The sequence below is a fragment of the Lactococcus sp. LG1267 genome (genome assembly GCF_017309545.1).
GTDB lineage: Bacteria > Bacillota > Bacilli > Lactobacillales > Streptococcaceae > Lactococcus > Lactococcus petauri.
Window position 1 is genome coordinate 491,279 of record NZ_CP071295.1, and the last position, 21,823, is coordinate 513,101.

General features: G+C 38.2%; 19 protein-coding genes. 4 read left to right on the forward strand and 15 right to left on the reverse strand.

Features of this window, described 5'->3' with window-relative positions:
- Window positions 1-2: 2 nt before the first annotated feature.
- The 5 genes from J0J33_RS02500 to trpS form a co-directional block, all read right to left on the reverse strand.
- Complete coding sequence (locus J0J33_RS02500; RefSeq protein WP_003133590.1) at window positions 3-1,127, reverse strand: thiamine pyrophosphate-dependent dehydrogenase E1 component subunit alpha; 1,125 nt, start codon at window positions 1,125-1,127, stop codon at window positions 3-5.
- Between the two features lie 31 nt (window positions 1,128-1,158).
- Window positions 1,159-2,154 carry a lipoate--protein ligase gene (locus J0J33_RS02505; protein ID WP_019293669.1) on the reverse strand — a complete coding sequence of 332 codons (996 nt, stop codon included), beginning with the start codon at window positions 2,152-2,154 and terminating at the stop codon, window positions 1,159-1,161.
- 204 nt (window positions 2,155-2,358) lie between these two features.
- Entirely contained in the window at window positions 2,359-3,129 is a 771-nt protein-coding gene (locus tag J0J33_RS02510) for a glycerophosphodiester phosphodiesterase (protein WP_173816961.1), read from the reverse strand.
- A gap of 11 nt (window positions 3,130-3,140) precedes the next feature.
- Window positions 3,141-3,779 (reverse strand): HD domain-containing protein, encoded by a 639-nt coding sequence (locus J0J33_RS02515; RefSeq protein WP_173816959.1) that lies wholly within the window; start codon window positions 3,777-3,779, stop codon window positions 3,141-3,143.
- Between the two features lie 17 nt (window positions 3,780-3,796).
- Window positions 3,797-4,828 (reverse strand): tryptophan--tRNA ligase, encoded by a 1,032-nt coding sequence (gene trpS, locus J0J33_RS02520; protein WP_173816957.1) that lies wholly within the window; start codon window positions 4,826-4,828, stop codon window positions 3,797-3,799.
- Between the two features lie 418 nt (window positions 4,829-5,246).
- Between trpS and J0J33_RS02525 the strand changes: the two genes are divergently transcribed.
- A complete protein-coding gene (locus J0J33_RS02525) occupies window positions 5,247-5,687 on the forward strand; it encodes an OsmC family protein (RefSeq protein WP_019292147.1) in 441 nt (146 codons plus the stop codon).
- A gap of 357 nt (window positions 5,688-6,044) precedes the next feature.
- Window positions 6,045-8,642 (forward strand): magnesium-translocating P-type ATPase, encoded by a 2,598-nt coding sequence (gene mgtA, locus J0J33_RS02530; RefSeq protein WP_086582813.1) that lies wholly within the window; start codon window positions 6,045-6,047, stop codon window positions 8,640-8,642.
- A 37-nt stretch (window positions 8,643-8,679) separates the two neighbouring features.
- Here the strand turns inward: mgtA and plsX are convergent, their stop codons facing one another.
- The 3 genes from plsX to J0J33_RS02545 form a co-directional block, all read right to left on the reverse strand.
- Window positions 8,680-9,672, reverse strand: coding sequence for a phosphate acyltransferase PlsX (gene plsX, locus J0J33_RS02535; protein ID WP_017368655.1), 993 nt, complete (start codon window positions 9,670-9,672; stop codon window positions 8,680-8,682).
- 114 nt (window positions 9,673-9,786) lie between these two features.
- A complete protein-coding gene (locus J0J33_RS02540) occupies window positions 9,787-10,596 on the reverse strand; it encodes a Cof-type HAD-IIB family hydrolase (RefSeq protein WP_019292104.1) in 810 nt (269 codons plus the stop codon).
- A 75-nt stretch (window positions 10,597-10,671) separates the two neighbouring features.
- Window positions 10,672-12,300, reverse strand: a complete 1,629-nt coding sequence (locus J0J33_RS02545; protein ID WP_014024105.1) for an ATP-binding cassette domain-containing protein — start codon at window positions 12,298-12,300, stop codon at window positions 10,672-10,674.
- A 282-nt stretch (window positions 12,301-12,582) separates the two neighbouring features.
- Between J0J33_RS02545 and J0J33_RS02550 the strand changes: the two genes are divergently transcribed.
- Window positions 12,583-13,068: a YkgJ family cysteine cluster protein gene (locus tag J0J33_RS02550; RefSeq protein ID WP_019292105.1), complete on the forward strand. Its 486-nt coding sequence runs from the start codon at window positions 12,583-12,585 to the stop codon at window positions 13,066-13,068.
- An 18-nt stretch (window positions 13,069-13,086) separates the two neighbouring features.
- Here J0J33_RS02550 and J0J33_RS02555 read toward each other — a convergent pair whose 3' ends face one another.
- The 4 genes from J0J33_RS02555 to J0J33_RS02570 form a co-directional block, all read right to left on the reverse strand.
- Window positions 13,087-13,824 carry a MerR family transcriptional regulator gene (locus J0J33_RS02555; protein ID WP_019336059.1) on the reverse strand — a complete coding sequence of 246 codons (738 nt, stop codon included), beginning with the start codon at window positions 13,822-13,824 and terminating at the stop codon, window positions 13,087-13,089.
- A gap of 100 nt (window positions 13,825-13,924) precedes the next feature.
- On the reverse strand, window positions 13,925-16,630 hold the full coding sequence (locus J0J33_RS02560; RefSeq protein ID WP_107106094.1) for a YhgE/Pip domain-containing protein: 2,706 nt from the start codon (window positions 16,628-16,630) through the stop codon (window positions 13,925-13,927).
- Window positions 16,631-16,676: 46 nt separating this feature from the next.
- Window positions 16,677-17,207, reverse strand: a complete 531-nt coding sequence (locus tag J0J33_RS02565) for a TetR/AcrR family transcriptional regulator (RefSeq protein ID WP_003133604.1) — start codon at window positions 17,205-17,207, stop codon at window positions 16,677-16,679.
- Window positions 17,208-17,434: 227 nt separating this feature from the next.
- Complete coding sequence (locus tag J0J33_RS02570; protein ID WP_117516853.1) at window positions 17,435-18,328, reverse strand: choloylglycine hydrolase family protein; 894 nt, start codon at window positions 18,326-18,328, stop codon at window positions 17,435-17,437.
- A gap of 235 nt (window positions 18,329-18,563) precedes the next feature.
- Between J0J33_RS02570 and J0J33_RS02575 the strand changes: the two genes are divergently transcribed.
- Window positions 18,564-19,784: an MFS transporter gene (locus J0J33_RS02575; protein WP_019336056.1), complete on the forward strand. Its 1,221-nt coding sequence runs from the start codon at window positions 18,564-18,566 to the stop codon at window positions 19,782-19,784.
- Window positions 19,785-19,934: 150 nt separating this feature from the next.
- On the opposite strand, the gene J0J33_RS02580 is transcribed toward J0J33_RS02575, so the two are convergent.
- The 3 genes from J0J33_RS02580 to rpmF form a co-directional block, all read right to left on the reverse strand.
- Entirely contained in the window at window positions 19,935-21,095 is a 1,161-nt protein-coding gene (locus J0J33_RS02580) for a GTPase (protein WP_019336055.1), read from the reverse strand.
- Window positions 21,096-21,428: 333 nt separating this feature from the next.
- Complete coding sequence (rpmG, locus tag J0J33_RS02585; protein ID WP_003135293.1) at window positions 21,429-21,578, reverse strand: 50S ribosomal protein L33; 150 nt, start codon at window positions 21,576-21,578, stop codon at window positions 21,429-21,431.
- Between the two features lie 30 nt (window positions 21,579-21,608).
- Window positions 21,609-21,782, reverse strand: a complete 174-nt coding sequence (rpmF, locus tag J0J33_RS02590; RefSeq protein ID WP_003135292.1) for a 50S ribosomal protein L32 — start codon at window positions 21,780-21,782, stop codon at window positions 21,609-21,611.
- Window positions 21,783-21,823 lie beyond the last annotated feature (41 nt).

Below are 21,823 nucleotides of genomic sequence, written 5' to 3' on the forward strand. Positions count from 1 at the left end.
GTTTACTTGCCCTCACTTTCAAATTTTGCAATTTGTTCTGCCATCACTTGGCTAGGTACTTCAAGTGTGTTTTTCAAGAAGCTTGAGATTTTTTGTTTTTCAACATTATTTGCTTTCTTGATGTCTGCATCGATACGAGCATCAAGTTCTGCGATGTAAGCTTCTTCTTGAGCATCATCCCAGATACCTTTTTCAGTCAAGTAAGTACGCATACGGAGCAATGGCTCTTTTGCCCACCAAGCATCAAGTCCTTCTTGGCTACGGTAACGAAGTGGATCATCACCAGCTGTTGAATGTGGCTCTAAACGGTTAGTAAGAGCTTCAATAACTACCGGCCCATTACCAGCAACAGCCCAAGCACGAGCTTCTTTAGCTGCCAAATACATAGCGATTGCATCATTACCGTCTACAACGATAGATGGTGCACCAGCTGCCCAACCTTTAGCAGCCAAGTGAGGTGCTGCTGTTTGGAGTTCACGTGGTGTTGAGATTGCATAACCATTATTTTGGATAAAAGCAACAAGAGGAGCTTTGTAAGCAGAAGCAAAGTTGATACCTTCATAAGTATCACCTTGAGAAGAACCACCATCACCTGTGTAAACAAAGGCAACTGCATCTTTTTTACGTTTTTTAAGGCCCAAAGCAACACCAGCAGCTTCAACATATTGAGCACCAATGATGATTTGTGGGAACCAAGATTTTACTTCCGCACCTTCGTCTGTTGTATATTCGTTACCGAGTTGGTGACCACGAGACCAGAGGAGCCCCTTCCAAATTGGCCAACCTTTTGCGTAAATTTGTGGCAAGTCACGATAACCTGGGAAAAGCCAGTCTTCATCAGTGAATGCAAAGGCAGAAGCCATTTGAGAAGCTTCTTGACCTGCAGTTGGTCCAAAGAATCCCATACGTCCTTGCTTAGCAAGCTTCATGCAACGGATGTCAATTTGACGACTAAGAAGCATGTTTTTAAAGAGTTCTACTAAATCTTGATCTGAAAGATCGGCACGTTTAAGGCCTTCTTCGTCAACGATTTTTCCATTTTCGTCTAAGATTTGAAGCGTTGGAAATGCGCTATCTTGTAATTCTAATTGTTCTTTGAAATCGAGGATTTTTGTGCTGTTTGACATAAATATCTCACTTTCTTCTTCATTCTTGTTTTTAAACTAATTCATCAGCTCTAAAAAGCTGTGAAAGTTCTTTGTTTTCAATTGTTCCAAAATACTGACCTGCTTTGTTTTTCTCTAAAACATCATAGACAGCATCTGGATTAAACGGAAGACCGATAAAATCTTGTTTGATATCACGCCAGTCACGGACACCAAGGAAATCCCCCAAGAAATTAATATCAGTAATCAAACCATTATCAACGTCAACTTGGATATCAATTGATCCACCAGTAAATTTGGCATGGTTATTGAAACTGAATTTAGGGCTTTCACCATAATTCCAATCCCAAGTTGAAAATTGTTCATCACGTGCAGCCTTTATACCAGCCAGCTGTTCATCGCTCAGAATATATTCACCATCTTTACCTTGGTCCGTCAAATAGTATTTGAGGGCATCGATAAAAGTATCTAAGTTTAAGTCAGGGGCAAAGTCTTTAATGTTCCCGACACGTGCGCGAACAGATTTAGCAGCCTTAGAGACAAACTTTTCGTCAGAGACATTCAGTGAGCGGATCATCGCCTCCACATCAGTATCCCAAAGTAAAGTGCCGTGGTGCATAAGGTAACCACCAGCGTAACGTTGAGCGTTCCCTGAAACTTTTTTCCCCGAAATTTCTAAATCATTTCTTCCAGTAATTTCGGCTTCAATACCAAGGGAGCGAAGTGCATCATACATGGGTTTCACGAATTGATGAAAGTTGACCTGGGCTGAACTGGCTACGGGAACAAAAAATGTAAAACAAATATTTCCCTCATCATGATAGACAGCACCACCACCAGATACGCGACGTACAACTTGTACATCATGTTGATCAATATAATCTTGGTTTATCTCAGCAAAAGTATTTTGGTTACGTCCAACGATAACAGCGCGCTTATTTTGCCAAAGGGAAAATACAGGCTCGTCTGCTTTCAGATTGTTTAATAACCAAGAATCCATCGCAATGTTAGTATAGGCATCCTGCCCGAGATAATTGATATATTGCATAGATTCTCCTTCCATTAAAAATATATGTCAAATGTCTTTGACATTGAACACATATAGTTTCATTATATCCCTTGTGAAATAGAAAGTAAAGAAAAATGACTCCGCTATCATAATTGAATATTATGCTATTTCTTTGAAAAATTTGTGAAGTTATGGATGTAAAAAAACATGCATTGGCATGTTTTTTTATGAGTTCAATAATTTTTATAAATGTTGTCTGATTTGTCGTGCTTTTTCAGGAAAATCTGTAAAAATTCCAGCTATATTATGCTGAAAGGCATAGCGCATGTCCGTTTCCGAATCAATCCCCCAGAGCCGGATTGGCCGATAATCAGAAGCTAGAAGTTCGGGGTACTTTAAAACATACTTTTTTTTCAAATGAAGACTAGACATAAAGTTCTCTACTTTATTTAGGCTTACCTTCTGTAATTTTTTACCTGCAAGGTAGGCTATTTCATCTTTTACACCGAGAGCCTGAAGCCGCCGAAGTGTATTGACATTAAAAGAAGAATAGATGATTGTAAATGGAAGAGTTTGTTGAGCAACCAACTCTAATACTTTTTCTTCGATATCTGGGTAGTCAACAATGTCGGTCTTTAACTCAATGTTTAAGAAGCCTGTAAAGTTCTCTTTTGTCAGCAGATTTATAACTTCCTTTAATGTAGGAATACGTTCTCCCCTGAAACGGCTATCAAACCAAGAGCCAGCATCTAATTGTTTAAGTTCTGCCAGTCTTAAGTCACGGACACGTCCTTTTCCAGAGGTTGTCCGATTGACTTTTTCGTCATGAATGACGACCAATTGATTATCCTTAGACAGATGGACATCGAGTTCAATACCGTCTGATTTGACACGAAGAGCTTCTTGGAAGGCGGCTAAAGTATTCTCAGGTCGGTTACATTTGGAGCCACGATGAGCAAAAATAAGACAAGTATTCTGATTTTTCATATAAGAATCATTTTTATCTAAGTCCATATCTTTTCCTTCTAAATATTGTATTCATCTTTGATAGCCGTGACAAAATCATGCATAATTTTATCTCTTTTCTCAGCTAATTTTTTAGCATGTGCTGTGTTCAATAAATCTTTGAGTAAAAAGAGCTTTTCGTAAAAATGATTGAGTGTTGTCCCTTGGTTTTGGTGGTAAGTATGCTTATTCTCAAACTTTTCGGGTAATATTTGTGGGTCGTAAAAGGTGCGACCTTTGGCCCAGCCGTACTCTAAAGTCCGCACAATGCCCCAAGCGCCCATCGCATCAAGACGGTCGGCATCTTGGACGATTTGACCATTGATGTCAAGTTCTTTTTTCTCCAAAAGGTTAGTAGAGTAACTCATATTGTCAATGATGTAAAAGATTTTATCCTGATTCTCTTTGGAAAAATCTAAGGAAGTTAAGAAGGCTGCAAGGTCCTGTTTTTGTTTGGCAACATTGGCACAGAGCTTTTCATCATAGATATCGTGCAGGTAGGCCGTAGCAATAACTAAATCCGAATCTGCAAGGGGCTCAGTAGCAAGAATTTGCTTTGCGAGCTTGACAACGCGATTGACGTGATCAAAGCCATGTCCATCATTGTTATTCTCATGGATTTTCTTGGCAAATGCGGCAATTTTTTCTTGAGTTGTCATAAGTTCTTGCCTTCTTTTTATTTAGCATCAAAGTAGTTAATACCCATCGCTGATTTTACTTCAGATAAGGTATTTGCAGCAACAGCGCGTGCTTTTTCAGAGCCCACTTGAAGCATATCATAAACAGCGCCCATGTCTTTAGCGAATTCGATGCGGCGTTCACGAATAGGAGAGAGTTCACGGTCGAGAATGTCCAATAGATAGCGTTTAGTTTTTACATCTCCTAAGCCCCCAGCTTGATAATGCTCTTTCATCTCAGCAATAGTAGTAGCATCTTCCTCACGTCCAAAAACATCAAGATAATGGAAGACCATATTGCCCTCAATTTTACCTGGATCCTCAACCTTGATGTGGTCGGGATCTGTGTACATACTCATCACTTTCTTTTTGAGCGTATCCATATCATCAGCCAGATAGATGCCGTTACCAAGTGATTTAGACATTTTTGCATTCCCATCAAGGCCAGGAAGACGTCCTGCCGCTTCATTTTCTGGATAAAGTCCTTCAGGTTCAACTAAAACGTCACAGTCATATGCATTATTGAAAGAACGGGCGATTTCGCGACATTGTTCAATCATTGGTTTCTGGTCATTTCCTACAGGAACCAGATTGGCTTTAAAGGCTGTAATATCTGCGGCTTGAGCGATAGGATAAACTAAGAAGCCAGCAGGAATAGATTCACCAAAGGCTTTTTGAGCAATTTCTGTTTTAACTGTAGGATTACGTTCAAGTCGTGCTAGAGAGACTAAATTCATATAATACATTGAAAGTTCAGCCAATTCAGGAATTTGGGACTGGATAAAAATGGTTGATTTTTCTGGATCGAGGCCAGCAGCCAAATAATCTAAAGCAACGTCTCCAACAGATTGGATAATTTTTTCTGGTTCTTTAGCATGATCGGTGAGTGCTTGTTGGTCGGCAAGGAAAACAAACATGTTGTATTTTCCTGTATTTTGTAGAAGCACACGATTTTTAAGTGAGCCAACATAATGTCCGATATGGAGTTTGCCCGTAGGGCGATCGCCAGTTAAGATTGTAGGTTTATTCATGATAGTTCTCTCCTTCTTGATGTACAAATTTTTATAACAAAAAAACCCGTAAAGTATTGTAAAAATACTTTACGGGCGTTAACACGCGGTACCACCGTAATTCGAAATTCCTTAAGAATTTCCTCTAGCTCGTCCTAGGAACGAGTGCTTTTTTAACGGGAGCAGCCGTGATTTATATTGCGTAAAATCATTTTTTGTTATTATCAGTCCATTCACTTTTCTGAAAACATTGACTTGCACAACCGTCAACTTCCTAAAGAATTCTTTGAAAAGCTACTCTTCTGATAGTACAAATTCTACATTTATTTTCAAATAATGTCAAATAAGTCTGAGCCCAATCTCTTGAAAAGGCTATAATAAAATCCTATACTGAGAATATAGGCAAACTAACTATTTATAACATAAAAAGGAGAAAAATATGGCAAATGTATCCACAGCATCAGCACAATGGCAAGGAGATTTAGAAAATGGTTCAGGTACCATCAGTCTAGATTCTTCACAAGTATTTACTGATACACCTTATAATTTTGAAGCGCGCGCAGAGCATTCGGCATCAATAACAACCCCTGAGGAACTTTTGGGTGCAGCACATGCTGCTTGTTTCAGCATGGCATTCTCATTGCTTTTAAGCGAAAAAGGTTACAAGGTCAATAATATCTATACCCAAGCAGATGTTACTTTTGCGGTAACAGCCGATGGTCCTGCGATTACAAAAATCCATCTGAAAAACCAATCTAAAATTGCTGGAATTTCTGATGATGAATTTCAAAAGTTAGCAAAAGAAATCGAAGCAACATGTCCGGTTTCTAAAGCTTTAGCATCAGTTCCTATTGAACTTGATGCGGAATTAGTAATTTAAACTACAGTTATTAACATGTGGAAAGGTGCCTCCATATCTTTCCACATGTTTTTTTGTACAAAAAATAAAGTTGTAAACATGTGTATAAGCTTTCGAGCAAGACAAGAGGAGTTGTCAAGAAAGTGTCAACTAAGTTTACATGTGGTTCATCTAGTTTTTGATTACAAACATAACACTAAGAAGTGAAGTGTGTTCATGTATGTATAATAAATTACTTTATAATTTCGATTAAGTAACTTCATAGGACTATCCTATAATTTGTAGTAGAATAAAGAGAGGAATTTCGCAAACCACACCATAATAAAAGAAAAGTAGGCCTTCAAAGGTTTACGCCCTAGAAATGAGGGAGGTGCAAGTATGCAAAAAATGAAAACAAACAAAAACGATGTGCTAAAAGAGTTGGCACAGTTGAATCGTGACGAGCTTTTTGAACGTTTAAACACGAGTTTTACGGGTTTGAACGCTGAACAGGCTGAGGAACGCTTAGACGAATACGGACCGAATGTGGTTGCAAGTCAGCAACCCGTTCCATGGTATATTATTCTGCTCCATGCTTTTAAAAATCCATTTGTTTTTGTTCTTGCTTTTTTGGCAGTTGTTTCCGCATTGACAGGAGATATGGAGGGCGCACTTTACATGTTGCTCATGGTTACCGTATCTGCTGGTGTTAGTTTTGTACAGGAATACAAGTCACAAAAAGCTTCAATCGCTTTACATGAGATGATTGAAAATACCACAAATGTTAAACGTGGAGCGGAAAATTTTGAAATCCCAATGGACGAAGTTGTTCCAGGAGATATTATTCAACTTCAAACGGGAGATATGATTCCAGCAGATGCTATTCTGCTCTCCCACCGAGATCTCTTTATCAATCAAGCCTCTTTAACCGGTGAATCTTTCCCAGTCGAGAAACGTTTACCGGAGGATTTAGATGAAGATGAGCAAATTGATTGGGAAGTTACGTCAGCACTTGATGCTCCAAATGTTCTCTTTATGGGAACTGATGTCTTATCAGGAAATGGTGAGATTTTAATCGTTAAAACTGGTGCTTCTACCATGTTCGGTGATATTGCCAGTAAAGCTACAGCAACAAAGGTTGAATCCGCTTTTGATAAAGGATTGAGCCGTGTAAGTCGCCTTCTATTGACTTTAGTTGCGATTATGTTCCCAGTTGTTTTGGTTTTGAACTGGGTAACAAAAGGCGATTTCGAAACATCATTCTTCTTTGCCATCGCCGTAGCTGTCGGTCTTACACCTGAAATGCTGCCCATGATTGTCAATGCGAACTTGGCTAAAGGTGCAGTGGCTCTCAGTAAAGAAAAAGTCATTGTAAAAAATCTATCTGCTATCCAGAATCTAGGTTCGATGGATATACTTTGTACAGACAAGACAGGCACAATTACAGAAGACCGTGTCGTTATGGTTGAATATGTAAATTCTCGTGGCAATAAGGCAGATGAAGTATTAAATTCCGCTTTTATCAATTCTAACTTCCAAACCGGTTGGAAAAATCTGATGGACGTTGCTGTCATTGACTATTTCAAAAAATTGGGCCGTGAATTGCCTGATGAAAATATTACAAAAGTAGATGAGATTCCTTTTGATTTCTCACGTCGTCTTTTATCTGTCGTTGTAAAAACCGATAATAAAAATTTAATGGTCACAAAAGGTGCCGTTGAGGAGATGCAAGCCATCTGTACACATGTAATGGAAGACGGGAAACGTGTTGAAATTACGGAAGAACGTTTAGCGGAGATGAAAGAAGTCAACCGTGAAATGAATATGCAAGGCATGCGTGTCTTAACTATTGCTGAACGAATCATTTCAGATGATGAACTAGAAGACTTTGACTCTGATAGCGAGCGTGATATGACACTTGTCGGATTTATCGGTTTCCTAGATCCGGCTAAAGAATCTGCTGCTAAAGCAATCAATAGTTTACAAAATCACGGTGTAACTGTAAAAGTGTTGACAGGTGATAATGCCATTGTAGCGCAAAAAGTTTGTGAAGATGTTGGAATTCCGGTTGATCGTTATTGTATCGGAAGTGAAATTGATCTTATGGATGATGAAGAACTGTTCAATACAGCTATGGAAGTACACCTTTTTGCAAAATTAAATCCAATGCAAAAGGCACGAATTATTGAACTTATTCGTAAGGTTCACACGGTTGGTTTTATGGGAGACGGAATAAATGACGCCCCAAGTTTACGTGCGGCAGATATCGGGATTTCAGTTGACACTGCAGCTGATATTACTAAAGACGCCTCAAATATCATTCTGCTCGAGAAAAGTTTACAGGTTTTGGAAACTGGTGTCACTGAAGGACGTAAAGTCTTTACAAACATGATGAAGTATATTCGTATCACTTTATCCTCAAACTTTGGGAATGTCTTTTCAGTCTTGGTGGCTAGCGCCTTTTTACCTTTCTTGCCAATGCTCAGTTTACAAATTTTAACTTTGAATCTGATTTATGACATGAGTCAACTTTCAATCCCTTGGGATAATGTTGACGAAGAAGACATTGCGCGTCCAGTGAAATGGCAAACTAAAGGTCTTGCCCGTTTTGCATTTATTGTTGGACCCGTGTCTTCTATCTTTGACATCATCACTTTCCTTGTATTGTGGTATGTCTTTGGCTTCAATACAGTTGCCCATGCTAACCTTTTCCAAGCAGGTTGGTTTGCAGTCAGCTTAGGTACACAAGCTTTGGCTTTCCATATCTTGCGTACCAAAAAAGTCCCCTTCTTGCAAAGTCGTCCTTCATTGCCAGTCATTCTTTCCACAATTGGCGCATTTGTCGTTGGCTTTACATTGATTTTAAGTTCATATGGATCAATTATTGACTTAGCACACTTGCCTGTTCAATTCTTCTTCTACTGGGGTCTAATTATCCTTGCTTATCTCTTATTGTTACAGTTTGTCAAAAATGTGTACTATAAGAAATACAACTAATAAAAAAAGCTTTACCATTATGGTAAAGCTTTTTTTATTAGTTTTTGTCTTCGAAATGTTTCACTAGTTGGCCAGTAACATCCGTTTCTAGCATCCGATGGATTTGACGAATCGTTGAAACAATGGCCTCAGGACTAGAATTACCGTGAGCCTTGATAACAGGAGCTTTGACACCTACTAAAGCTGCACCTCCCGCGCTATCGGTACTCATCGTGTCTTTGAGTTTGCTGAGTTCTTTTTTCACAAGAGCACCACCGATTTTAGTGGTGAAGCCTCCATTCATAATACCGTTTTTGATTTGACGCATCAGAACACTTGCAGTACCTTCGATAGCTTTAAGCACAGCGTTTCCCGTGAAACCATCAGCGACAACGACATCAGCTGCTCCAGTCAAGATGTCACGCGATTCAATATTACCAATAAAATTAATATCTTCAATATTTGAGAGTAAAGCATGCGTTTCTTTAATCATCGTTGAACCTTTTGATTCTTCAGAGCCGTTGGAGAGAAGTGCTACACGAGGATTTTTAACACCACGTACATTGGCCGCATAGTAGCTTCCTAAAATAGCAAAGTCAGCCAGATGTTCAGGTTTATTTTCAGCGTTAGCACCTAAATCTAACATATCGAAACCTGTACCATCTGCAGTAGGAAGTGTACTCATAAGAGCTGGCCGGTCTATCTGTTTGATGCGACCGACAATAAATAAGCCAGCAGCAAGCAGAGCTCCAGTGTTTCCTGCAGAAAGAACAGCATCAGCTTCACCATCTTTGACTGCTTTAACCGCACGGACGAGAGAGCTATCTTTTTTCTTGCGGATAGCTTTTACTGGCTCATCGTGGAAGTCGATAAGCTCAGTTGTTGCGATGATTTTTACGTTTTTTTCATCCTCTAAATGTGCTTTAATTGCTTCAGGTTCTCCATAGAGCTGAAACTCAATATTTGGAAATTCTTTTTTTGCTAAATTAATTCCTTTAACGATTGACTCGGGTGCAAAGTCGCCACCCATAGCATCAATTGCGATTCTCATAGTGTATCCTCCGATAATTTCTCTGTTCAATTATAACGAAAATCTTTTGTTTTAGCCAATATGATTGAGGCTGAAAACAGTCAAAAAAGTATGAGGCAAGGCTCATACTCTTGATTAATGTGCCAAAATGGCTTCGAGCTCAGTTAAGACAGCTGCGTCGCGATTGTGACCGATAACCTTATCGGAAATTTTCAAAACCTCCGGAATAGCATTCTCAACGGCTACAGCGGTACCTGCTAATTCCAGCATTTCTAAGTCATTGCTTTGATCTCCAAAAGCTGTAAGTGACTCTGGACTTGATTGGAGGTGTGTGAGCAAGTGTGAGAGGCCTGTAGCCTTGCTGATTCCAGCTGACATGATGTCAATAGAGCGGAAGCCGGTCGTTGTTGCACGAATATCGGTCATTTGTGCATTTATCCAGTCTTCACATTCGCGGATTTGTTCTGGTGGAAACTCCACACAGACTTTTAAGATTTCATCTTCAATATCATGAACTGATTGTACCAATTTTAAATCAGAATAATAGAGATTGGCAAATTCGACAAATTGTGGATCGGCTGTTTGAAGTGCATAAGCACCGTTGAGTCCTGAAAAGAGAACAACATCACGATGCATGTGTGGATTTTGACGTACAAGTTCAACGAGTTTGCTGGCCTTATCTTGACCTAAGATACTGCTGTAGAGAATCTCGCCTTGGTATTTAACCAAGGCGCCATTTTCCGCACAGAAGGCGACTTGGTCTTGGAACTCATCAAAGAGTTCTTCTAAAGCCAAGAGTTGACGTCCGCTTGCTGCACAAAAAAGATAATTTCTTTTTTTAAATTCTTTTAAAATATCACGTAGACGACTTTTATCGTAGGCACGGTTTTCGTCGAGAAAAGTGCCATCCATATCTGTCGCAAATATTTTCAATTGATTACTCATCTTGTCCCCTTATTAAAAATACTCCGCTTCAAGATAGTCTTGGCGGAGCAACAATTTATTCTTTTAAAGTTGATCTTAATCTTCAGACCAAAGTTCTTTCACTTTAGCTTGGACTTCGTCATTAGCCAAGAAGTCATCATAAGTTTCTCCAATACGATCAATGACACCGTTCTTAGAAATAACAACGATATGATTTGCTAACGTATTGATAAATTCATGGTCATGTGAAGCAAAGATAATGCTGCCTTTGAATTTTTTCAGTCCGTCATTAAGTGCAGAAATTGACTCCAAGTCCAAGTGATTAGTTGGATCATCAAGAACTAAAACATTTGCACGTTGCAACATCATTTTAGAAAGCATAACACGAACTTTTTCTCCCCCTGAAAGGACAGAAACAGACTTGAGAGATTCTTCGCCTTTGAAGAGCATACGTCCCAAGAAACCACGGAGGTAAGTATTGTCATCCTCTTCTTTAGTTAAGACAAATTGGCGGAGCCAATCCAAGATAGATTCGTCTGTCGCAAAGTCACGGCTGTTATCTTTTGGAAGATAAGAACGTGATGAAGTAACACCCCATTTAATTTCACCTGTGTATTCGATATCGCCCATCAAGGCACGAATCAAAGCAGTTGTTTGGATATCATTTTGACCGATAAAGGCAGTTTTGTCACCAGGAGCTAAGATAAAGCTGATGTTGTCAATGACTTTTTCCCCATCGATTTCGACGGACAAATTATCTACACGGAGTAAGTCATTCCCGATTTCGCGTTCTTGATCAAAACCGATGAAAGGATATTTACGAGAAGAAGGTACAAAGCTTTCCACTTCGATTTTATCCAACATTTTCTTACGTGATGTGGCTTGTTTTGATTTAGAAGCATTGGCCGAGAAGCGGGCGATGAAATCTTGCAGCTCTTTAATTTTTTCTTCAGCCTTACGATTTGCATCTCCTTGCAGACGAAGGGCAAGCTCGGAAGATTCTTTCCAAAAATCGTAGTTACCAGGATAAAGTTTGATTTTACCGTAATCCAAGTCAGCCATATAAGTACAAACGTTATTGAGGAAGTGACGGTCATGGGATACGACGATAACGGTGTTTTCAAAGTTGATAAGGAAGTCTTCAAGCCAGTTGATCGCTTGAATATCCAAACCATTAGTTGGTTCGTCCAAGAGAAGGACGTCGGGTTTACCGAAAAGAGCGCGTGCCAGAAGGACCTTAACGTGTTCGCCAGAAGTCAGATTTGCCATGAGATCATAATGTTGCTCAGTCTTAATGCCTAAGCTTTGAAGCAGTTGAGCTGCTTCGGCTTCGGCTTCGTAACCGCCCATTTCACCAAACTCCGCTTCGAGTTCAGCAGCACGCATTCCATCTTCATCCGAAAAGTCTTCTTTCATGTAGATGGCATTTTTTTCTTGTGCGATGGCATAGAGCTTTTCATTACCCATCATAACAACATCAAGCGGTGTTTGATCTTCATAGTCATAGTGATTTTGACGGAGGACAGACATACGCTCGTTTGGTCCCATTGAAACGTGACCAGTTGTGGGTTGGATTTCGCCATCCAAGATTTTTAAAAAAGTTGATTTACCGGCACCATTGGCACCGATTAAACCATAGCAGTTTCCTGCCGTAAACTTGATGTTAACGTCATCAAAAAGCTTGCGGTCAGAAAATTGTAATGAAACATCAGAAACTGTAAGCATGGATATATTTTTCTCCTAGAGTATATTGATTTATAAAAGTTAACTTTTATAAAGGTTATCGCCCTATTCTATCATATTTTAAGTCTTTTTGAAACAGCATAATTTGGGATAAAGTGCACTTTTAGTTTTATTTCAGTGTGGCTTTAGCCTAGCTTAAGTCGTGTCCATTATAATATCTTTATTCCAATAAAATTTTTCATAAAACCTACTCCTAAATGCAGAAAATGTCTGAGTGAACTCAGGCATTTTTTGTTTTTTTGATTATGATATAATGATGAAGAAATGGATATAGAACATTATAAAGATTTGGCTCTGCAAAAAAAGAAGGAGCATAAGAAATTTTTGGGCAACTTAAAAAAGAAAGCACCCAAAAACCTAGATTACATTGTAAAAGAAACACATGATGAAGTTTTTGCTGAAATCGATTGTACGGCTTGTGCTAACTGCTGTAAGAGCTTAGGTCCGCTTTTTACAGAAGCTGACATTACCCGTATTTCGAAGTATCTGCGCATGAAGGCGGCCGATTTTGAAGCCCAATATTTACGCATAGACGAGGATGGTGACAAGGTTTTTCAAACGATGCCTTGCCCCTTTCTTGGAAGTGATAATCTTTGCAGTATTTACGAGGTTCGTCCTAAGGCCTGCCGTGAATTTCCCCATACAGATCGAAAAAAGATTTATCAAATCAATAATCTGACCTTGAAAAACACAGTGACCTGTCCAGCGGCTTATCTTTTTGTAGAAAAACTGCGGAAAAAAATAGAATAAAAAAGCCTTTGGGCTTTTTTATTTGTAGTAATTTTTTATTGCTTCTAAGAAATACTCTGGAAGTTGTGCGTGTTTTTGGTTGTAATTGCTACGGAAGCGAGGATCCTCAACATACATTTGCCCTAAGCCAATATGTGCTTCCGGAGCGATAGTTTCTTCGGGCCAAAAGAGTTCCAGGATTTCTTTATGGAGGGTAATAGCTTGTTTGGCGAGATTATCATCATTGTTTTCATAAGCTTCTTCCAACATGTGAATCATTTTTTCGTGGGATTTTTGCCAATGTTTGATTTTGGCTTGATCGGCTTGGGCATATTTTTGATATGACTTATCGACGCGCTCACTGCCCCATTTTAGACGGATTTCAGCGCCATATTTATCTTCGTTTTCTTTCAGTTGCGTACTCTTGAGAAGTTCAAATTCTTGTTCATTCATGTGGTAATCTCCTTTTTCTAATTTGTATGACAGATGCTCAATCAATTTTTCAAGGTGCTTGAGTTGATCATTTAAGCGCATCAAATGTTGGCTTAAAGTTTTCTTTTCATCTTGATTTTGTGAGAGGATATTTTTGATTTGATCAAGCGGCAAGTCCAACTTTCTTAAGCTCATGATATAAAAAATTTGGGCAATATCTTGTTCAGAATATAAACGATAATCGTTTTGGTCTCTCGCTGGGGCCAGAAGTCCAACAGACTCCCAATGGCGCAAAGTTTTGGAGGTTAAACCTGTCATTTTCGTGATAGCTTTAATATTTTGCATAACGCTCCTTTCATTGATACTAATATTATATATCTTGACCTTAGGTCAAGGTCAAGGAAAAAATAAAAAAACTCATAAAAATATGAGTTTTTTATTTTGATTAGTGGAAGAGATGGCTCCGTTGGGTCATTTCTGAGATCTTTTTAGAGGTTTTTTCGAGATGGGGGAAGAATATAAGCCCAGCGACTAAAAAGACAATAGAAACGGCTACGAGGATGATGATGGCAAGCCAAGCATTTGGCCAATAAATACCACCAGCAGATTCTCGTAAGAGGTTGACCGCATGGGTAAACGGCAAGTAAGGGTTAATCGCTTGGAAGAATTTACCAGAGACTTGAATAGGGTAGTTCCCGCCCCCACCGGAAATAGAGAGGACCAAGATAATAATGGCAATCCCTTTCCCGATATTTCCAAACAAAGCTACTAGAACATAAACCATGATCATAAAGGTTATAGCAATCAGTAAGGCAAATAAGACACTATAAACAGGATTACGTACGTCTACACCAAGGCCGAAATAGTTCCCAAGGGTAACGATAAGTGCTTGTCCCAGTCCCATCACGATGAAAGTAAGCATACGTGCTGAGAATTGTTCACGTTTAGAGTAAAGCAGTTTATCTTTGCCTTCTAAGTGGAAGCCGGTGACAGCGACACTAGAGAAGAGGACAGCGCCAACCCACAAACAAAGGGCGGTATAGAACGGTGTGCTGGCTGAACCGTTATTTGCGATTGGATAGACTGCATTTTCTTGGACCTCAACAGGTTGTGTCAGGAAGTCACTTTCTTTCGTCGCATCAAGTTTTAGTAGTTTTACAATTTCGCCTAAATCAACTTCTTTTTCACCTTTACGAATAGCATCAGCGGCTTTACGAATTCCTGTTTTGATTCCTGGCCAGTCATTGACGATAAGGTCATTTGCTTGGTTCAAGGCTTTTTCAAGATCAGGCATTTTTTGATTGACTGTACCCAAAGTTTCTGTCAAATCTTTACGAATACCCGGGTAATCATTTTTGACAAAATCAGCGGCTTTATCAAGTTTTTGCTCCACAACTGGCAATTCATTTTGATAAAGTGAAGCACCTTTATTAATAGCGTTGACAATAGTGTTCATATTGCCATTAAGCATAATGTTGGCATCGTGAACTTCTTGCTTAATCGCAGGCATTTCTTTTTGATACTTTTCAAGCAAGGTAATCGCATTAGAAACCGTCTTACTTGTTGAGCTGAGCAAGGATTCAAAATCAATAGCTTGGGCTTTTGTTAGGAGACCTTGGGCATTTTTGATGGTATCGATAAGTTGGGTGAGGACGTTTTGCACTTTTGCGGTTATATCTTGAACATCTATTTGGCTAACAAGACCAGAAATGTTTTTTGCTAGGTCATCAATTTGATCTAAGTAGGCCTTAATAGAAGAAATATCTCCAGCTTGAACAAATTCATTAACCTTACCTAATCTAGTACTGATGTCTCCTAATAGCGCACTTAAATCGTTCAAGTTTTTAATAGCGGCATCAAATTCATTATTACCAGCACTCTCTTGGGCTTTTTGTAGAAAATCAATGAGATTTCTGATTGCCTCTTGTTGTTGGGGAACGCTTGCTTGATAAGCTTTGACTAGACTATCAATTTTGGCCTTTTCATCATCAGTGAGTTGCCCATCCTCAATAGCTTGTCTTATAGTAGTAACAATAGAAGAAGTACTGTCAGCCACATTTTGCAAAGCTTTTAAAGTCACTTCTACACTACTTGTAATACTTGGCAAAGCATTTTGAAGTTGCGTTGCACCGTCCAAAGTAGTAGAAGCCAGCTCATTGGCTTGATTGCCAAGTTTACGAATATCTGGCAAGGCAGTTTGGACTTGTTGAATAATAGTCAAGCCTTGTTTGGCTTCTTGGATACCCTCATTCATGGTTTGCTCAACAGAGGCAAAGTCATTGTCAATCATTGCGATCTGTTTACCAGCATTTTGAATTTCAGGGATTTTTTCTTGCAAGGTCATAATAATTGCAAGCTGATTTTTCACAGTTGGCATGCTGTCGTCCAATTGGACCACTTTCTGACCAAGTGCATCAACCTCAGGCAAATAGTCAATAAACTCATTTGCCTTAGCGAGCTTCGCTTTCAAATCAGGCATTTTGCCATGTAAATCAACGACTTGCTGAGTATATTGGTCAATTGTATCTAAATTATCGTTAGTAGATAAGATAGTATTTTTAATTTTCTGGATGCTGACCATGTTTTTATCAATGTCATATCCGATATCATTAAAGGTTTTAAGCAATGTGCTACTTGCCGTTTTAATAAATTCTTCGGAAATTTGACTTTGTAATGAAGACGCACCTTTCGAAGTAATTTTTGGGGCAATAGCATTTATTTTTTCATTGATGGAATAAACGATTTTAGGCTTCTGGATATCCCCTGTGGTAAAGCTAAGCAAATTTTTAGAGAAATCCGCTGGCAGATAGATACCTGCGTAGTACTTACCAGATTTGACACCCTTATCCAACTCTTGTTTAGAGTCAACGAACTTCCAACCGAGTTGTTTATTTTCTTTAAGATTTTTCAGGACTTCATCACCGATATTAATCGATTTGTCTTGGAATTTCTCTGTTCGGTCATCACTATAAACCGCTATTGGGAGCTGTGAAGTATTCGCATAAGGATCCCAAAGGGCTTTAATATTAAACCAAGCATATAAGGATGGAATAAACATCAAAGCAATCACTAAAAAGATTGCTATTGGATTTTTAAAGATACGCTTCCAATCCAGAATAAATAGTTTCCCAGTATTTTTTATATGTTTCACATATTCTCCTCTTTTAGTAAATCTAAGGCAGTTTTAATTTTTGTTATCAGCTAATCAGAGCCATCAACAGTTCAGAAATTTGTTCTGGTGTTTCTTTCCGTTTACGACGAATCCAAGCTTGAGTTAAACCGAAAATGGCATTAGCATAATAAGTTGTGGTGTAGATACTTTCCAACTTGTCCAGCTTTTCACGCTTAGGGTTTTGTGGCAGGATTGAACGTGCCAAAATATTTTTCAGTTGGGCTTGCATGAACTGATGGATTTCTTTACTGCCATTTTCTGAAAATAAAGCAGCATAAATCTCATTGTTATCAAGGAACTCATAAGTTTCTAACATGGTTTTATGAAGATCGCCATTATTTTTTTCAAAGACATACTCGATCGTATTAAACAAGGTTTTTTGGTATTGATCAATCATATCATACTTGTCTTGGTAATGCGTATAAAAGCCGCTTCGGCTGATTTTAGCAACCTTCACAAGCTCAGTTGTTGTGATATGATCGAACGATTTTTCCTGTAAAAGTTGTGTTATTGCGTCGCGAAGTTTTGATTTCGTACGTTCTTTTCTATTTTCCATAAATCCTCCTCTATTACTAAAATATAAAAGAACAACGTGTCTATAATTAGCAAAGATTATCATTACAACCCTTATTGAGTTTACGATATGCAATTATAGCACAAAATGGACGGAGCGTCTATAATTTTGCGTTAAAATTTTGATTTTTTTTAAGAAAGGGATTTCATTTAAAGAATATTATTACTATAGAAGAAAAAGAGCAAAAAACCGCTTGAGGCGGTTTTAAACTAATCAGGAAATGGATAACTTATGATGGAAAGAGAATCATAAGTTTGAAAATATAAAGTACGGCTATTCAAATCTACCGCACTGCGATAAACAGTATAAGTATCTGAACGTCCATCAGACTTGGGCACAGTGACAGCATTTAAAATGTGCCAAATTTCACTGATATTCTGTTGTTCATCAGCAGGCAGAATTGCACGTTCTTTAAGAATTGTGGCACGGATGAAGCGCGAGGTTGGGGTAAACCCTCCTGGAAAAACAGGCTTCCCACTGAAATCCCCAGTTGAAATACGGTTAGGTGCTAAGGGTTGAGTAGTTAGATCCATATAATCTTGTAACTTGAGGATTTCACGTTCAAATTTAGGAGCATTTGTGACCACACCGATTGTATTTTCGATAATCTCAAAACTGCCATTGCGCGGTTCAATATTAATCATACGACCTGTTGGATCGACAGCGGAGAAGTGCAAATCACTCCGGCCAAATTTATAATGCGAAAAGGTGTCGCTCATGAGTTGGACACTTTCAAGTTGGTTTATCAAATCGGCTACTGAACGACAGTTTCCTAAAGCCCAAGTGACAAATTCAAAAGGCGCGAGCTGTAATTTATCCTCATGAGCATATTCAGCGTATTCTGAGTGGTTAGAAAAAGTAAGTTTTTGGACAGAAAGTCCAAAATCATTAACGCCATCTGAGATATCCGCATGCAAATCCGGAATATTTCGTCCTACTCCTAATATAGTATAAACATTGGAGATATTCCTGTTATTATAGACACTTTTCCACTGGTAATTTTGTGGTAGAACGAGAGCTTCGGGGATAAAGCTATGCCAATCCATTGTTCTTGCGAAGATGATGCTTTCATCAGCAGCTTGCATTTTTATACTTGTACACATATTTCTATTCTAGCAAAAAAAATTTCCTAGCTTCGGATAAATGTCTTATTGACGGGCTAGGAAATATAGTTCTTCGTGTTTTCTTAGAATAAAGATAAATTATAGCAAAAGCCGAACATTTGGTGATTTAGTTTCGTGTAAGGTTGGCTGAGCCTTGAATCACAATTTTTAAAGTGATAAACTGTCTAAAAGCAAATAAAGTCAGGCAGAGATCTGGCATTTGGAGGAATTGAATATGAGAACACACACATCGGCACATCCCAAGGCTGTGAGCGCCTATCAAGTCAAGGTAGGAACCTTGGTTTCTGCTGGATTTGGTTTAGAAAACATGGATATCATGTTTCTTTCATTCGCACTATCGTCAATTATTGGTGAATTTGGTCTAACGACGACCGAAGCGGGAGCAATTTCTACAGTAACTAACTTGGGGATGTTGCTGGGCGGAATTCTTTTTGGGATTCTGGCCGATAAATTTGGACGTGTAAAAATGTTATCCCTTTCGATTCTCATTTTTGGTCTCGCAACGGGCGCGATTTATTTCTCACACAGTGTTACCTCGCTTTATATCTTACGTTTTATCGCAGGAATTGGTGGCGGTGGTGAATATGGGGTCGGAATGACTATTCTCGCTGAGAATTTCAGTAAGAAAAAGCTGGGTCGAACTTCTTCGATTGTTGCCGTTGCGGGACAAGTTGGCGCGATGTGTGCAGCAATTTTGTCAATGAGTATCTTACCCACTTATGGATGGCGTTTCTTGTTCTTGTTTGGACTTGTGCCAGTAGTTTTGACAGTCTTTATTCAAAAGCACCTGAAGGAAAGTGATTCTTTCAAAGCCATAAAAACTGAAAATAAGGGAAAAATTTCCGACTTGTTTAAAACACGCCAATTGACACACCAAACACTTGTTCTAATGTGGATGGCTATCGTTCAAATCGCTGGTTACTTTGGCTTGATGAACTGGCTCCCAACAATTATGCAGAAAAAACTGAACTTAACAGTCGCTGGCTCATCCTCATGGATGATTGCGACCATTATCGGGATGTCTCTAGGTATGTTGACCTTTGGTCAAATTTTGGATAAACTTGGTCCGAAGGTAGCTTTTGGTCTCTTCCTTATCGCTTCATCCTTGGCTGTTTATGTCTTGACCATTCCGACAACACTCGCATCACTGACTTTAGTTGGTGCCGTCGTTGGTTACTTTTCAAATGGGATGTTTACAGGATATGGCGCCGTAGTTTCTCGCTTATACCCACCAGAAGTCCGAGCCACAGCCAATAACGTGATTATGAATACGGGACGCTGTATTGGAGGCTTCTCTTCAATAGTTATTGGCTTTATCTTAGCGCATTATTCTATCATGACTGTTATGCTCTTCATCTCTGTACTCTATATTTTAAGCTTCTTGGCGATGCTTACGGTGAAGAACTTACGTGCAGGTGTTTACTGGTCGCTTTAATAGTGATAATACCGAAAAATTCAAGAGCTTTTGATATATGTTTTATTCAGTAAATGTATATAAATAATGGTTTTAAGTTTAGTAGTTTAACCTTATAAAAACCCGTAATAAACTAAAAAATAATAGAGTATTTAAACACTCTATTATTTTTTAGTTTATTTTAGTTTCTGCTATAGATTCTGAGAATTGAGGGAGATAGTCAGGAAGTAGAGAAAGAAGAATATTAGTAAGCTCATCTGATGAAATATCTGATAAATCAATTTTTTCTGTTATAACCAAGCTCATTAATTCAATATAAGCGCGTCCAAGAGCCCCAGTAATAACCATACCTACACCACCTGAAATCAACCCTCCACCAAGTGTACCAAGCCCTGGCAAGAGTTTACTTATTCCACCAACTAAGCTTTTACCAGCAATCAAGGCACCATAAATACCGAGCATACTTGAAATAACAGTTTCTATTTGATTTTTCTTAATATCTACTCCAAATATTGCAGTAATCCTAGCAATCATTGCTGTTTGGGCGCTCATCATTAGTGGACCATCTGATCCCGGTACTGGTGAAAATCCGATTCCAAAATTTGCTGCCATACTAGCTGTTACAACTTTTAAGGATTCACTTTTCTTCAAATCGATAGAAGCAGATTGAGAATGTACAAAGGCAGTATTAACACTTTCGGGTAGGACATCGAATGTTTTGTGGATCATGTCGTCTATTCCGAAAGCATGATTGGTATCAGAATCCTCGGCTAAAGTAATTACGACATCCACAATTCTAGGAACAATATTCAAAATTTCTTGTTTTAGTTTCTTTGCTTCTGTTTGATCAAAACTCTTCGTAAGTACGATAATTACAGGAATTCCTTGATCTATAATCCAATTGATTAAGTCAATTTCAACATCTTCAATCCTCGCACTATTACCTGAAATAGCATACCACGCAATGTGAATATCATCATCTAATTCTTTTGTAGACTTAGTTTTTTGTATAAGTTTTTTGATATCATTTTTCGCAATTGATTTTACAAGAGAGTGAAGATCAAATTTTGTTGATTTTAATTCAAGACCAACAGTATCATAGATTTGTATGGGGTAACCCTCTTTAGCAATTAAATTAATTTTATCAGTAATAGGTTTACCTATTCCCGTTTTTGTAAGTTCATCTCCAAAAACAGAATTAATAAGGGTAGACTTCCCAACTCCGCTTTTTCCACTCACTAAAATAGTCATTTTAGTGAGATTATTGTTTTCTTCTTCAATTTTTTCTAAAGTCTCTGAAAACAATGCTTGATATTCTTTTTTGTTATCCATAATTCTCCTTAGTTAAATAAGCAATTATTTTATGAAATATAGTTTCATATTACTTATCTACTGTATACCATGTAAAACTTGTGCATTAATAGATATCTTTTATAATTATACCAAAATGAAGTAGATTTAATACAACTAAAATAAGGTGAATAATTATTATAAATCTAATTATATATGACTTTTATAATTTAAAAATTAATAACTTAAAGTGAAATTCAAGGTATGAAAAATTTTATAAATGCTGATGTTTTTACTTACGGAGTAGCAGATAAAATAGAAATAGATTAAAGTAGGAAATAAAATAAACAAAAAAACCGCCACAGCGGTTTAATATTATTTAACTTCTTTAAAAATAACGTGTTTACGAAGTTTTGGAGAGTATTTTTTCAATTCCAAACGGTCTGGGTTGTTACGTTTGTTCTTTTGAGTAAGGTAAAGACGTTCACCAGATTCTTTGTGTTCAAGTGTAATATTTACGCGCATAACTGTTCCTTTCTGACTTTTTTACTGTTTTTATTTAGCGTCTTTTACTTGGCGGCCTTTGTAGTAGCCTTTAAGTGAAACACGGTGTGAGTGACGGTAGTCACCAGTAGTTTCGTCAAAAGTAACAGTTGGAGCTGTCATTTTGTAGTGTGTACGACGTTTGTTTTTCTTAGATTTAGAAGTGTGACGTGCAGGTACTGCCATGGTTTGATTCCTCCGTAGATTTTTTCGTTTTGGATAAGCCC

What these genes read in the sequence shown, in the direction of transcription:
- J0J33_RS02500 (WP_003133590.1), bottom strand. Translation starts at nt 1,127, where the DNA reads ATGTCAAACAGCACAAAAATCCTCGATTTCAAAGAACAATTAGAATTA.
- J0J33_RS02505 (WP_019293669.1), bottom strand. Translation starts at nt 2,154, where the DNA reads ATGCAATATATCAATTATCTCGGGCAGGATGCCTATACTAACATTGCG.
- J0J33_RS02510 (WP_173816961.1), bottom strand. Translation starts at nt 3,129, where the DNA reads ATGGACTTAGATAAAAATGATTCTTATATGAAAAATCAGAATACTTGT.
- J0J33_RS02515 (WP_173816959.1), bottom strand. Translation starts at nt 3,779, where the DNA reads ATGACAACTCAAGAAAAAATTGCCGCATTTGCCAAGAAAATCCATGAG.
- trpS (WP_173816957.1), bottom strand. Translation starts at nt 4,828, where the DNA reads ATGAATAAACCTACAATCTTAACTGGCGATCGCCCTACGGGCAAACTC.
- J0J33_RS02525 (WP_019292147.1), top strand. Translation starts at nt 5,247, where the DNA reads ATGGCAAATGTATCCACAGCATCAGCACAATGGCAAGGAGATTTAGAA.
- mgtA (WP_086582813.1), top strand. Translation starts at nt 6,045, where the DNA reads ATGCAAAAAATGAAAACAAACAAAAACGATGTGCTAAAAGAGTTGGCA.
- plsX (WP_017368655.1), bottom strand. Translation starts at nt 9,672, where the DNA reads ATGAGAATCGCAATTGATGCTATGGGTGGCGACTTTGCACCCGAGTCA.
- J0J33_RS02540 (WP_019292104.1), bottom strand. Translation starts at nt 10,596, where the DNA reads ATGAGTAATCAATTGAAAATATTTGCGACAGATATGGATGGCACTTTT.
- J0J33_RS02545 (WP_014024105.1), bottom strand. Translation starts at nt 12,300, where the DNA reads ATGCTTACAGTTTCTGATGTTTCATTACAATTTTCTGACCGCAAGCTT.
- J0J33_RS02550 (WP_019292105.1), top strand. Translation starts at nt 12,583, where the DNA reads ATGGATATAGAACATTATAAAGATTTGGCTCTGCAAAAAAAGAAGGAG.
- J0J33_RS02555 (WP_019336059.1), bottom strand. Translation starts at nt 13,824, where the DNA reads ATGCAAAATATTAAAGCTATCACGAAAATGACAGGTTTAACCTCCAAA.
- J0J33_RS02565 (WP_003133604.1), bottom strand. Translation starts at nt 17,207, where the DNA reads ATGGAAAATAGAAAAGAACGTACGAAATCAAAACTTCGCGACGCAATA.
- J0J33_RS02570 (WP_117516853.1), bottom strand. Translation starts at nt 18,328, where the DNA reads ATGTGTACAAGTATAAAAATGCAAGCTGCTGATGAAAGCATCATCTTC.
- J0J33_RS02575 (WP_019336056.1), top strand. Translation starts at nt 18,564, where the DNA reads ATGAGAACACACACATCGGCACATCCCAAGGCTGTGAGCGCCTATCAA.
- J0J33_RS02580 (WP_019336055.1), bottom strand. Translation starts at nt 21,095, where the DNA reads ATGGATAACAAAAAAGAATATCAAGCATTGTTTTCAGAGACTTTAGAA.
- rpmG (WP_003135293.1), bottom strand. Translation starts at nt 21,578, where the DNA reads ATGCGCGTAAATATTACACTTGAACACAAAGAATCTGGTGAACGTCTT.
- rpmF (WP_003135292.1), bottom strand. Translation starts at nt 21,782, where the DNA reads ATGGCAGTACCTGCACGTCACACTTCTAAATCTAAGAAAAACAAACGT.